This is a genomic window from Pectobacterium peruviense (assembly GCF_002847345.1).
In the GTDB taxonomy this organism is placed as follows: Bacteria; Pseudomonadota; Gammaproteobacteria; order Enterobacterales; family Enterobacteriaceae; genus Pectobacterium; species Pectobacterium peruviense.
Map to the genome: position 1 here is coordinate 238,692 of NZ_LXFV01000001.1, position 13,145 is coordinate 251,836.

General features: G+C 47.2%; 10 protein-coding genes, 1 tRNA gene and 1 riboswitch. Of the genes, 6 read left to right on the forward strand and 5 right to left on the reverse strand.

From position 1 onward, the window contains the following. The first annotated feature begins 120 nt into the window (after window positions 1-120). Window positions 121-216: riboswitch (glycine riboswitch) on the forward strand. A 21-nt stretch (window positions 217-237) separates the two neighbouring features. Then, window positions 238-864 (forward strand): trimeric intracellular cation channel family protein, encoded by a 627-nt coding sequence (locus A0G03_RS01110; protein ID WP_011093891.1) that lies wholly within the window; start codon window positions 238-240, stop codon window positions 862-864. 189 nt (window positions 865-1,053) lie between these two features. On the opposite strand, the gene A0G03_RS01115 is transcribed toward A0G03_RS01110, so the two are convergent. The 3 genes from A0G03_RS01115 to A0G03_RS01125 all read right to left on the reverse strand — a co-directional run bounded on the left by A0G03_RS01115 (window position 1,054) and on the right by A0G03_RS01125 (window position 2,692). Then, window positions 1,054-1,138: transfer RNA gene (locus tag A0G03_RS01115), tRNA-Tyr, on the reverse strand. A 154-nt stretch (window positions 1,139-1,292) separates the two neighbouring features. Next, window positions 1,293-2,141 carry a formyltetrahydrofolate deformylase gene (purU, locus tag A0G03_RS01120; protein ID WP_039291718.1) on the reverse strand — a complete coding sequence of 283 codons (849 nt, stop codon included), beginning with the start codon at window positions 2,139-2,141 and terminating at the stop codon, window positions 1,293-1,295. 83 nt (window positions 2,142-2,224) lie between these two features. Further along, entirely contained in the window at window positions 2,225-2,692 is a 468-nt protein-coding gene (locus A0G03_RS01125; protein WP_072062030.1) for a YchJ family protein, read from the reverse strand. Window positions 2,693-2,824: 132 nt separating this feature from the next. Here A0G03_RS01125 and rssA point away from each other — a divergent pair, with 132 nt between their 5' ends. The 3 genes from rssA to galU all read left to right on the forward strand — a co-directional run bounded on the left by rssA (window position 2,825) and on the right by galU (window position 6,001). Continuing rightward, complete coding sequence (gene rssA / locus A0G03_RS01130; RefSeq protein ID WP_048260196.1) at window positions 2,825-3,730, forward strand: patatin-like phospholipase RssA; 906 nt, start codon at window positions 2,825-2,827, stop codon at window positions 3,728-3,730. A gap of 137 nt (window positions 3,731-3,867) precedes the next feature. Beyond that, window positions 3,868-4,884, forward strand: coding sequence for a two-component system response regulator RssB (gene rssB / locus A0G03_RS01135; protein WP_048260194.1), 1,017 nt, complete (start codon window positions 3,868-3,870; stop codon window positions 4,882-4,884). 205 nt (window positions 4,885-5,089) lie between these two features. Next, window positions 5,090-6,001: a UTP--glucose-1-phosphate uridylyltransferase GalU gene (galU, locus tag A0G03_RS01140; RefSeq protein ID WP_048260193.1), complete on the forward strand. Its 912-nt coding sequence runs from the start codon at window positions 5,090-5,092 to the stop codon at window positions 5,999-6,001. A 144-nt stretch (window positions 6,002-6,145) separates the two neighbouring features. Here the strand turns inward: galU and hns are convergent, their stop codons facing one another. After that, entirely contained in the window at window positions 6,146-6,553 is a 408-nt protein-coding gene (hns, locus tag A0G03_RS01145; RefSeq protein ID WP_048260190.1) for a histone-like nucleoid-structuring protein H-NS, read from the reverse strand. A 393-nt stretch (window positions 6,554-6,946) separates the two neighbouring features. Between hns and A0G03_RS01150 the strand changes: the two genes are divergently transcribed. Then, a complete protein-coding gene (locus A0G03_RS01150; protein ID WP_048260188.1) occupies window positions 6,947-7,543 on the forward strand; it encodes a thymidine kinase in 597 nt (198 codons plus the stop codon). A 135-nt stretch (window positions 7,544-7,678) separates the two neighbouring features. On the opposite strand, the gene adhE is transcribed toward A0G03_RS01150, so the two are convergent. Beyond that, on the reverse strand, window positions 7,679-10,354 hold the full coding sequence (adhE, locus tag A0G03_RS01155) for a bifunctional acetaldehyde-CoA/alcohol dehydrogenase (protein WP_048260187.1): 2,676 nt from the start codon (window positions 10,352-10,354) through the stop codon (window positions 7,679-7,681). A 1,040-nt stretch (window positions 10,355-11,394) separates the two neighbouring features. Here adhE and oppA point away from each other — a divergent pair. Continuing rightward, the gene (gene oppA, locus A0G03_RS01160; protein ID WP_072062029.1) at window positions 11,395-13,032 is read left to right on the forward strand and encodes an oligopeptide ABC transporter substrate-binding protein OppA; all 1,638 of its coding nucleotides are present in this window, start codon (window positions 11,395-11,397) and stop codon (window positions 13,030-13,032) included. Window positions 13,033-13,145: the final 113 nt, after the last annotated feature.

Sequence of the window (13,145 nt, forward strand, 5' to 3'; positions counted from 1 at the left end):
AGGAGAGAGGGCGTGTACTCCAGCATACTTCAAGCTGCATGTATGTTGGCATAAAGTATAACGCTCCGCCGAAGGCGCAAACTCCCATAATCGCTCAGGCTACCCTAACTGCGAATTCCATTGAAGCCAACTGGAGAGAGGTTGCGATGCAACCCACCGAAGGGGCAAGCAGCTCTGCTGCGTAAACTCTCAGGTAAAGCGGACAGAGGGAGTGGCACATTTCACAGGATAACTTGTGTGCTGACTTACATCTATCTGATCGCGATTACGGCTGAAGGGATGTCCGGGGCGCTGGCCGCCGGGCGTCGCAATATGGATATTTTTGGCGTAGGCATGATTGCCTTTATCACCGCGCTTGGCGGTGGCACCGTTCGCGATATTCTTCTCGGTAATTATCCCATCGGCTGGACGCAGCATCCCGGCTATATTTACCTCACCATTGGTGCGGGTCTTTTCACGATTATTATTGCGCGCTTTATGCACCATTTGCATCGCTTGTTTCTAGTGCTGGATGCGATGGGGCTCATTGCTTTTACCATTATTGGTTGCAATGTGGCGCTGAAGTTGAATTATTCGATGACAGTAGTCGTCATGGCGGGGATTGTGACCGGGATTTTCGGTGGCATATTGCGTGATATTTTCTGTAACCGTACGCCAATGGTGTTGAAGAAAGAGCTGTATGCCAGCGTCTCGCTCCTCGTCGCACTTTTATATCTGGGGCTAAAATCGCTTAATATCAATCACGATATTAACCTACTGGCGTCATTCACTATCGGTCTGGCTGTGCGATTGGCAGCAATTCGCTGGTCATGGCAGCTTCCCGTGTTCTCTTATGTTCCCGGACGCTGGAAAGGGAAGGCGTAAGGGTATCTTTTCCCCCATTCCATAATATCATTCTGATTGTTGGTGCAAGTGGTGGTGGGGGAAAAATAACGCCAAGCGTTGCTCAAAACCGTACCGGTTTTGTCGAACCTTAGTCGAAGGTTCTCACCTTCCCTTTACGGGAATTTACTGCTTTAGTGTTGGGATGTACTTCAGAAGTGTTGCTTGAAATGGTGGTGGGGGAAGGATTCGAACCTTCGAAGTCTGTGACGGCAGATTTACAGTCTGCTCCCTTTGGCCGCTCGGGAACCCCACCACTGGCCTTGCTGCAAGAAGCTTTCGCTTCAAGCGGGGCGCATCATATCAAATGCCACGCCCCTGTAAAGCGGTATATATCAAAAATAAATGCGTCTGCCGTTTTTTTATTCCGTTCGGCGCATCCTTATACAAAAAGATGTCCGATCAACCAATTACAGAATAATGGTACGGTTCCCGTAGACAAAAACACGCTGCGCCAGCACGCGGTACAGTGCACGGCTCAGGACATTTTTCTCAACGTCGCGACCTGCACGCATCATGTCGTCGCCTGAGTACGTATGGTCGACGTGAATGACGTCTTGCATGATGATCGGGCCTTCATCCAGATTATCGTTGACGTAGTGAGCTGTCGCGCCAATGATTTTCACACCGCGCTCGTATGCTTGATGGTATGGACGAGCACCGATAAACGCGGGTAAGAACGAATGGTGGATGTTGATCACCTGATTCGGATAGTGCTGAACAAACGCCGGGGTCAGTACCCGCATGTATTTCGCTAGCACAACATAATCAGGTTTGTATTGATCGATCTGCGCGATCATCTGTTGATCGTGCTCTTCGCGAGTCAGCCCTTCATGGCTAACCAAATGGAAAGGGATATCAAACCGCTCGACCAGCGTCTGTAAGGTATCGTGGTTGCCGATGACGGCAGAGATTTCGACATCCAGACCGCCATACGCGCTTTTCATCAACAGATCGCCCAGACAGTGAGCTTCTTTCGTTACCAGAACGACGATGCGACGACGGCCTGCCGCGGTTAATTCGCGAGACGATCCTTCGGGAAGTGCGCTATCCAAATCGGCTAACAGTGTGGTGTCGTTGAAAATCCCTTCCAACTCGGTCCGCATGAAAAAGCGTCCAGTGCGATGATCGACAAACTCATTGTTTTGCACGATGTTCAGTTCGTGCTTATAACAAATATTCGTAATTTTCGCGATGAGCCCTTTTGCGTCGGGGCAAATGGTTCGTAATACTTTTCTTTGTATATTTTGGGATTGCATGAGTGTGTGGATCCTGTCCAAAAGCTAAAATAACGATCTTATGGTAACGCAGCGGTAAGGCCGCGTGGGCGACTGCCTGTGTTCTATTGTCCGCAACACTTTTTGTATTTTTTGCCGGAACCACACGGGCAAGATTCATTTCTGCCTGTCTGCAAATGAACTCCGTCTATATAGTACCAGCGATTATGCTGGCGAAGGAAGCGTGAGCGCTCTCGCATCACTTCTGTACGCTGACTGTCGATTTCCGATATATAACGCGCGGCAAATTCCACATACCCCTCATTGGGGGTTTTCCCTAGAGACGTTGCCAGTATAGTGAGGCCAAGCCACTGTGAATTCTGGCAGCTTTCAGTGAGAGACTCGCGCCATTTCTCGGGTTGGAGATCGGGATGCCAGGTAGCGATAAGGTAATCGACATCGTGCCTGACGTAGGCGGTGTAGCGCGACCTCATTAATATGGCAGGCTCGGCGGCTATGGAGGCGTGCGTGAGGTAGGGTTGACAGCATGCGTTATACTGCAACCCACTGCAGCAGGGGCAAGATTCAGACACGATGTCTCCTGAAGAAAATTTAAGATAAAAACTGATAGATAATAAACAGATCCCTATGCAGGATGCCGATATGTTACCTAAGAAACTCTACGTGTAGCAATGTGCGCTAAAATGAAAACAGGTGGAACAATCATGCAGCGGAAGAAAATTGGCGTAGCCTTGGGATCTGGGGCCGCGAAAGGATGGGCGCATATTGGCGTATTTAATGCGTTAACTGAAATGGGGATCGAGGTTGATATTGTTGCTGGTTGTTCTATTGGCGCGCTGGTTGGCGCGGCGTATGCCACAAACAATTTATCTTCAATGGATCGCTGGGTGAGAAGTTTTGGCTACTGGGACGTGATTCGTCTGATGGATCTTTCCTGGCAGCGCGGCAGTTTGTTACGTGGCGATCGCGTTTTTAACAGTGTGAAGCATTTGTTACATACAACAAAGATCGAAGATTGTGATATCAAATATGGCGTAGTGACAACAAACCTGAGTACAGGGCGTGAGCTCTGGTTGACAGAAGGTGATTTACATCAGGCAATGCGGGCCTCTTGCAGTATGCCAGGTCTGCTATCTCCCGTTAGATTTAACGATTATTGGCTGGTGGATGGTGCGGTGGTTAACCCTGTTCCCGTTTCTTTGGCACGGGCAATGGGGGCGGACATCGTAATTGCGGTTGATCTCCAGCACGACGCGAGCCTTAATCATCAGGATTTGCTGTCGATCAAACCGACGGCATCGGACATTGATGCGGAGAATGTTCCACAAGATTGGCGTAGCAGGATTCGGGAACGGTTACTGCGTGGGCGACGTCATCCAGCAGAAAATTCTCCAACGGCGATGGAGATAATGAGTACATCGATCCAGATTCTTGAAAACCGATTGAAGATGACAAGGATGGCGGGCGATCCGCCCGACGTGTTGCTGCAACCGCATTGTCCCCAGATTGCTACGTTAGATTTTCATCGGGCGCAGGAGGCGATTGATGCGGGCTATAAGGCGGTGGAAAAAATGCGTGATGAATTGCTGCCGCTAGCGAAAGAGGCATAGTGAAGAACCTATGCATGTCGTTCAGAGCGCACACGTAGCGAAGAAGACATGTATTAAGAAGATATAGTGTGCCGTCTATCCGGCGCATTGACGCTAAAGCAGATGTGATTATTCGGTGTTTGAAGTAAGGGGTACTGATGGAACAACCACTAGCGGGTAAGCATATTTTAGTCATTGATGACGAGGCCGTTTTTCGATCTGTGCTCGCTGGTTATCTGACTTCTCTTGGCGCTTTAGTTCAGGAGGCGGTTAATGGATTAGATGCACTACGTATTCTTGAACATTACCAACCCGATTTAATAATTTGCGATCTGAAGATGCCGACGATGGGAGGTATTGAATTCCTTGAGTGTCTGCGTTTGAAGGATAACGATACGCCAATACTGGTTATTTCTGCGACCAGCCAGATGGCGGACATCGCCAAAGTCCTGCGCCTTGGTGTTCAGGATGTATTGCTGAAACCGATTCGTGATTACATGCGTTTGCGTGAGGCGGTTATGTCTTGCCTCTATCCTGACATGTTCACCTCACAGTTGAATGAGATGGATCAACTGATGCAGGATATGGATTCCTTAAATCAATCTCCTGACGCGGTAACGAAACTGCTCGCTCAGTTGCAGCCGCCCGTTCAGCAAACGCTTGCACGCTGCCGTGTTAATTATCGTCAGTTGACGACAGCGGAACAACCGGGTCTGGTGCTGGATATTGCCGCGCTGTCGGACACAGAGCTAGCGTTCTATTGCCTTGATGTCACTCAGGGCGTCAATAATAATGGGACGTTGGCAGCGTTGCTGCTTCGGACGTTGTTTAATGGGTTACTTCAGGAGCATTTGGCCGATCAGCAACATCGTTTACCGTATCTGCCGACGTTATTAAAGCAGGTAAACCAGCTGCTGCGACAGGCGAGCCTAGACGGTCGTTTTCCTTTGCTTGTGGGATATTACCATCGGCAATTAAAACAGCTGATACTGATTTCTGCTGGGTTAAACGCGACGTTGAATGTTAACGAGCAGCAAATAGCATTGAATAGCGGTATCCCTTTAGGAACGCTTGAAGGCGCTTATCTCAACCAGCTAAATTATCAGTGCGAAGCGTGGCAGTGTCAGATATGGGGTGGCGGCGGTCGTTTACGGCTCATGTTGGCGACAGAATAGTCTGATAGACGAGACGGGCGCTGGTTTCGCGTAATACTTCTCTTTCGGTACTATTTTTTATTTCCTACTCTGTAGGGAGTTATCTTATTTTTATTGAACCCCAACGTTGGGACAAGCGTACCCTTGTTAAAGTCGTTATACTCTTCCGGTTATCTTGATTAGATAAATAAAGTTCATTATTTGAACGGTATATAAGAGGCTGTTTATGTCTATTGTGAATAAAAAAGTAAAAAAAGCGGTCATACCGGTTGCTGGATTAGGTACGCGTATGCTGCCTGCCACCAAAGCCATTCCTAAAGAAATGCTGCCGTTGGTAGATAAACCGCTGATCCAATATGTCGTTAATGAGTGTATCGCCGCAGGGATTACTGAAATTATTCTGGTTACGCACTCCTCTAAGAATTCCATCGAAAACCATTTCGATACCAGTTTTGAGCTGGAAGCGATACTGGAAAAGCGTGTTAAACGTCAGCTGTTGGAAGAAGTCCAATCCATCTGCCCTAAACACGTCACCATTATGCAAGTCCGTCAGGGATTGGCGAAAGGGTTAGGCCATGCCGTATTATGCGCGCATCCGCTAGTTGGGGATGAGCCAGTCGCGGTTATTCTGCCTGATGTGATTATTGATGAATATGAATCCGATCTGAAGAAAGATAACCTGAGCGAAATGCTACAGCGTTTTTCTACTACAGGTCACAGCCAGATTATGGTTGAACCAGTTGAGAATGTAAGTAGCTACGGCGTGGTTGATTGCAAAGGCGTGGAATTAAAAGCAGGGGATAGCGCACCGATGGTTGGTGTGGTTGAAAAACCGAAAGCTTCCGAAGCGCCATCTAATTTAGCCGTTGTTGGTCGTTATGTCCTCTCTGCGGATATTTGGTCTCTGCTGGAGAAAACACCGCCAGGCGCGGGTAATGAAATTCAGTTAACAGATGCCATTGCGATGCTGATGGAAAAAGAAACGGTAGAAGCGTATCACCTGAAAGGTGTGAGCCATGACTGTGGTAACAAATTAGGCTATATGCAGGCATTCGTAGAATATGGCTTACGTCATGATGGTTTAGGCGAAGACTTCGCGCAATGGTTGCAGGAAACGATTGACGCAGAAGAAAAATAACAGAATGTAATAATTACCCTCTGTTTACAAAAACAGAGGGTAGCCTAAAACGGCGACATATCTGTTTTCTCTTTACACAATGCGTTATAAAGAAAAACCCCCGATAAGTATCGGGGGTTTTTAGTATTCAGTACTTATAAACAATTACAGCAGGAAATCGTCTAACGATTTACCTTGCTCTTCGATTGCTTTCTTGATTACTGCTGGAGTACGACCTTGACCAGTCCAGGTTTTAGCTTCACCGTTCTCGTCAATGTATTGATATTTTGCCGGACGGGCAGCGCGTTTGCTTTTACCTGCAACTTTCACTGAACCTAAAGATTGCAATAATTCGTTAGGGTCAATACCATCGGCAATCAGCATATCGCGGTATTGTTGCAATTTACGCGCACGTTCTTCAACTTCAGCCTGAACCTGGGTATCTTCTTCGCGGCGTTCATTAACCACGACTTCCAGTTTTTCCAGCATTTCTTCCAAAGTATCCAGGGTACATTCTCTTGCCTGGGCACGCAGAGTACGGATGTTGTTAAGAATCTTTAGTGCTTCGCTCATTGTGATAATCTCAAATTAATATTATTGGTGGCGTGTAGTGTGATAATAGAGTGCTATTTTCTTTTCTGCAATAGTCAAATTTGTAAGTTTGTTAAAAAACATCATTTTTAAAACAGAACTCACATCGTATGTTACATAAATATAAATACTTTCCTGTTATCAAAAAAATACATTTTGTATGCCGTTTTTCTCTCTCAAACGACAGTGAATGGCTTATTGATGCCGCGCCGTTGTTATAAGGAATGTTTATATCTTTTATCGTAATGGTTAGCCAGTGGCGGCCGTATGGACAAGATATGGTCGGGGAATAGCCCATTGCACAGCATGAAGACGAGTTGTTACAATAAGTTTTTACGACACGACGATCATATAGCCTGTGTTTGGAGTAGCTGAGTGGCCCAACTTTATTTTTATTATTCTGCAATGAATGCAGGGAAATCGACGGCGCTATTGCAGTCGTCATATAACTACCAGGAACGCGGGATGCGCACGCTGGTGTTCACCGCAGAAATAGATAATCGGCATGGAGTAGGGATAGTAAGTTCACGGATCGGTCTTTCTTCCCCAGCATTATTGTTTAATCCGCAGACATCCTTATTTGAACTGCTGGAGAAAGAGCACCGCACTCAGCCCGTAGATTGTGTATTAATTGACGAATGTCAATTTTTAACCCGCGAGCAGGTGAACGAGCTTTCCGATGTCGTGGACCAATTAGATATCCCGGTATTGTGTTACGGGTTGCGTACTGATTTTCGTGGTGACTTGTTTTCCGGGAGTCACTATTTATTAGCGTGGGCTGATAAGCTGATTGAGTTAAAAACGGTCTGTCATTGCGGCCGTAAAGCCAACTGTGTATTGCGGTTAGATGCGCAGGGTAATGCCGTCCACGAAGGAGAGCAGGTCGTTATTGGTGGCAATGAGAGTTATGTTTCTGTGTGTCGTAAGCATTATAAAATTGCGTTGGGATTAACCCGTAAGGAAAGCGTGTAAGGCGGTTAAATATCCGGCTTGCGGGATGATTAATAAACGGTGCATTGAGACCTGCGCGTGTAATAAAAATGCCCAACCTTAAAAGCGTTGGGCATTTGTAGTGGACTAAACGATGAGGCCGTAACGGCTTACACCTTAATGTGCGGCTTTCTTGCCAGTTTTGGCGGCTTTTGCTACAGGTTCAACGGCTTCCGCTTTTACCTCTTCAGAGAACTTACGTCCATAGTAAGTATCCAGCAGAATCTGTTTCAGCTCGGAAATCAGCGGGTAGCGTGGGTTAGCGCCAGTACACTGATCGTCGAATGCATCTTCTGACAGCTTATCAACCTTGGCCAGGAAATCGGCTTCCTGTACGCCCGCTTCACGAATGGACGTTGGGATCCCCAACTCGGTCTTAATTTCTTCCAACCAGTTCAGTAATTTCTCGATTTTCTGTGCAGTCCGGTCGCTAGGCGCAGTCAAACGCAGATGGTCAGCTATCTCTGCATAACGGCGACGCGCTTGCGGACGGTCATACTGGCTGAATGTCGTCTGTTTGGTCGGGTTGTCGTTCGCGTTATAGCGAATCACGTTAGAGATCAGCAGGGCGTTAGCCAGGCCATGCGGAATATGGAACTCCGAGCCCAGTTTATGCGCCATTGAGTGGCAGACGCCGAGGAATGCGTTGGCAAACGCGATACCTGCAATCGTCGCAGCGTTATGCACGCGCTCACGGGCAACCGGGTTTTTCGCACCGTCACGGTAGCTGTCTGGCAGATTTTCCTTCAGCAGCTTCAGCGCTTGTAACGCCTGTCCGTCTGAATATTCATTTGCCAGCACGGAAACATAGGCTTCCAGTGAGTGTGTTACGGCATCGAGTCCACCAAACGCACACAGTGATTTCGGCATGTTCATTACCAGATTGGCATCAACAATCGCCATATCCGGCGTCAGCGCATAGTCCGCCAACGGATATTTCTGCCCCGTTGCATCGTCGGTCACGACGGCAAACGGCGTGACTTCGGAACCGGTACCGGATGTGGTGGTAATCGCCACCATTTTGGCTTTGACGCCCATTTTCGGGAATTTATAGATACGTTTACGGATATCCATAAAGCGTAGTGCCAGCTCTTCGAAGTGTGTTGTAGGGTGTTCATACATCACCCACATGATCTTCGCGGCATCCATTGGAGAACCGCCACCCAGCGCAATAATCACATCAGGCTTGAAGGAGTGCATTTGTTCCGCGCCTTTGCGTACGATGCTCAGTGTTGGATCCGCTTCAACTTCAAAGAAAACTTCGGTTTCCAGTCCGTGCTGTTTCAATACGGAAGTTACCTGATCGACATACCCGTTATTGAACAGGAAGCGATCCGTCACGATAAATGCGCGTTTTGCGCCATCGGATGCGACTTCTTCAAGTGCGATAGGCAGTGAGCCACGACGGAAGTAAATGGATTTAGGAAGTTTATGCCACAACATATTCTCTGCTCGCTTGGCTACCGTTTTCTTGTTGATCAAGTGCTTCGGACCGACGTTTTCGGAGATGGAGTTTCCGCCCCATGAGCCACAGCCCAGCGTCAGAGACGGAGCGAGTTTGAAGTTGTAGAGATCGCCGATACCACCTTGAGACGCCGGTGTGTTAATCAGGATACGCGCCGTTTTCATCATATTACCGAAATGATTCACGCGCTCTGGCTGATTGTCTTGATCGGTGTACAGACACGATGTGTGACCGATGCCACCCATTGCGACCAGCTTTTCCGCTTTAATGACGGCATCATTGAAGTCTTTCGCTCGGTACATTGCCAGCGTTGGAGACAGTTTTTCATGGGCAAACGGTTCGGATTCATCGACTGCCGTCACTTCACCGATCAGCACTTTGGTGTTTGCAGGGACGGTGATGCCTGCCATTTCGGCGATCTTCGGTGCTGGTTGGCCAACAATGTCGGCATTCAGTGAACCGTTTTTCAGCAGAATGCTTTGTACGGCATGAAGTTCTTTGCCTTTCAGCATGTAGCCGCCGTGGGTAGCAAAACGCTCACGCACGGCATCATAGACGCTGTCTACCACGATGACTGACTGCTCTGATGCACAAATGACGCCGTTATCGAAGGTTTTCGACATCAGGATAGAGGCAACGGCACGCTTAATATCCGCCGTTTCGTCAATAACAACGGGGGTGTTACCGGCACCTACGCCGATCGCTGGTTTACCTGAACTGTATGCCGCTTTCACCATACCCGGTCCGCCGGTAGCCAGAATCAGGTTGATATCCGGGTGGTGCATAAGCTGGTTGGATAAATCGACGGACGGTTGATCGATCCAGCCGATGATATCTTTCGGGGCACCTGCGGCAATCGCGGCTTGCAGAACAATGTCTGCGGCTTTATTGGTCGCGTTTTTTGCTCGTGGATGAGGAGAGAAGATGATCCCGTTACGGGTCTTCAGGCTGATCAGCGCTTTAAAAATCGCGGTAGAAGTGGGGTTGGTGGTGGGAACAATACCGCAAATCAGGCCAATAGGCTCTGCAATCGTAATGGTACCGAAAGTGTCATCAGTAGAGAGGACGCCACAGGTTTTTTCATCCTGATAGGCGTTATAAATGTATTCGGATGCGAAGTGGTTTTTGATGACTTTATCTTCGACGATCCCCATACCGGATTCAGCAACTGCCATTTTTGCTAGCGGGATACGGGCATCCGATGCCGCGAGTGCGGCAGCACGGAAGATCTTATCCACCTGTTCCTGACTGTAAGTGGCAAATTCCTGCTGTGCCTTTCTTACTCTTTCGACCAGTGCGTTAAGTTCAGCAACGTTGGTTACGGCCATAATGCTCTCCTGATAAATGTTAAACTCTTTCAGTCAATTGTTCGCCGGATAGAACAGTATAGATAAACGAGCGGGGTACGTTTCCGTTACCAAGCTATTCTTTCCTGCCGACCTCACGTTAATTGACTCAAAGAGCTTGTCAGACGCCGTTATGGCGCGATTTCTACTTTTTAAAATACTGTAACCGCCGATATCGTAAATTTTTGAAATATTGTTTTGAAAATAGGTCAAAATTAAGAGGATTTACGCGTTCACTACGGTATGGAATGAGCATACCTATTTGTGGGTGCCTTTTTTGTGATCAATATCGAATTTTCTTTAAGCTGACACCATTCAGCATGATAGTGTTGATAATCAATATCATTCATTGAGTAAAGACGGGCGCTTTTCTACTCACAACGGAGCGGGAAGGTAGAATCGACGGCGGTGATGCCGATAATTGTCGGCGTCAATTCCGAGCTCAGCCTGTTCGTATAATAGAGACAACCCGTCGTATAAAACGTGTTCGTATAAATATTGCTTATATCTTAATCGGGTTAGTTATTTTACGTGCCGCCTATCGCTGGGAGGTTGGGGACCATAAAGCGTGTATGGTTAGTAATGGAATTGTTAAAATAATAACATTTCGTTCAGATAATGACGCGGATAGGTAAGCATGCGTCATCATTTTTGTGCTGTGAAAATGATGAAACCCACTACGATGTTTTTTTGTTCAAAATCTATAAATTGCTGAATATTTAAAAAATACTTGCAAAATAAGATAAAAGACATTGATTATCATGGGGTTAATGTTTGTATCACGCTATTGCAATAAAACATCTACCCGCCTGTAGTAAAGAAAATTAAGCAACATCAATGTAAAAATATTGGCGAATGTGTCCGCTTTTGATAGCTTCGAGTGTCGACCTGTTATTCGTTATTCACCCATAAATTAATTTTATGATTTATTTGGATAATAGGCGTTCTTTTCTGCTCTATGTGACGGCAATTTTACGCATAGAGTCCGGTATGGCGTTGTATCAGACAGGGGCGTTTATAAAGTGAAAATTTGCAAAACAAAACGATGCTTTGTTACCAGTATGATTGCCGCAGCAGTGATGGCGTCATGCGTGAATGTTCAAGCTGCTAATGTACCTGCCGATGTTGAGCTGGCGAAAGAACAGGTTTTGGTGAGAAACAATGGCGCCGAGGTGTCATCACTGGATCCACATAAAATAGAAGGCGTACCGGAATCCAACGTCGCGCGCGATTTATATGAAGGATTGGTGATTTCCGATCCTGATGGACACCCGATTCCCGGTGTGGCTGAGCGTTGGGAAAGCAGTGATTTTAAAGTTTGGACGTTCCATTTACGTAAAGATGCCAAGTGGTCAAATGGCGAACCCGTTACCGCACAGGATTTCGTTTATAGCTGGCAGCGTCTGGCCGATCCGAAAACCGTTTCCCCTTATGCCAGCTATTTGCAATATGGTCATCTGTTGAATATCGATGACATTATTGCCAGCAAGAAATCTCCCGATACGCTGGGCGTAAAAGCGCTCGATGACCATACGTTGGAAGTCACCTTAAGCGAGCCGATCCCTTATTTTTATAAATTACTGAATCACTCATCCATGTCTCCGGTAAATAAAGCGGCAGTGGAGAAGTTTGGTGATAAATGGACCCAGCCGGAAAACTGGGTAGGGAACGGCGCCTACCGTCTTAAATCCTGGGTAGTGAATGAACGGCTTGTGCTGGAGCGTAACACCCAATATTGGGATAACGCCAAGAGCGTGATTAATCAGGTCACCTACCTGCCGATTTCTTCTGAAGTTACGGATGTTAACCGTTACCGTGCGGGGGAAATTGATGTCACCAATAATAAATTACCCATCGAGCTTTTTCAGAAGCTAAAAAAAGAAATCCCACAAGAAGTTAACATCAACCCCTATCTCTGCACGTATTATTACGAAATCAATAACCAGAAACCGCCATTTAACGATGTACGGGTACGTACAGCTCTGCGCATGGGGCTTGATCAGGACATATTGACCAATAAAGTTAAAAATCAGGGCGACATTCCTGCCTATGGCTATATTCCACCCTTTACTGATGGCCTGAAAGCGCATACGCCAGAGTGGTTTACCTGGCCACAGGCGAAACGTAATGAAGAAGCGAAAAAACTGCTGGCGGAAGCGGGTTATACCGCAGAGAAGCCGTTGACGTTTAATTTGCTTTATAACTCGTCTGATTTGCATAAAAAAATGGCGATTGCGGCGGTATCGATCTGGAAACAGAATCTGGGCGTCGACGCGAAGTTAGAAAATCAGGAGTGGAAAACCTATCTCAGCACACGTCATCAAGGCAATTATGATGTCGCGCGTGCGGGATGGTGTGCGGACTATAACGAACCGACGTCGTTCCTGAATAGTATGCTGTCAGATAGCAGTAACAACACGGCGCATTATAAGAGCCCGGCGTTCGACAAGCTGATGGAGCAGGCTGTTCAGGCGAAAACGGACGATGAACGTGCACAAGTTTATCAGCAGGCAGAATCGCAGTTAGATAACGATGCGGCCATTGTACCGGTCTATTACTATGCGAACGCCAGGCTGATAAAACCGTATGTCGGTGGCATTACCGGCAAAGATCCGTTGGACAATGTACGGGTGAAGGATCTCTATATCATTAAGCATTAATCCGCAGCTATTTACGGTTTGATGCAAATGAAGTGAGCGAGCAGCGATTAATTTGGTGTTTAATCTCTGGTTACCCATTCCTACTCTGTGGGAATGGGTCGTGAGTCGAATCG

Coding starts and splice junctions, on each gene's coding strand:
- purU (WP_039291718.1), bottom strand. CDS start 2,141: ATGCAATCCCAAAATATACAAAGAAAAGTATTACGAACCATTTGCCCC.
- hns (WP_048260190.1), bottom strand. CDS start 6,553: ATGAGCGAAGCACTAAAGATTCTTAACAACATCCGTACTCTGCGTGCC.
- rssA (WP_048260196.1), top strand. CDS start 2,825: ATGCAGCGGAAGAAAATTGGCGTAGCCTTGGGATCTGGGGCCGCGAAA.
- galU (WP_048260193.1), top strand. CDS start 5,090: ATGTCTATTGTGAATAAAAAAGTAAAAAAAGCGGTCATACCGGTTGCT.
- adhE (WP_048260187.1), bottom strand. CDS start 10,354: ATGGCCGTAACCAACGTTGCTGAACTTAACGCACTGGTCGAAAGAGTA.
- rssB (WP_048260194.1), top strand. CDS start 3,868: ATGGAACAACCACTAGCGGGTAAGCATATTTTAGTCATTGATGACGAG.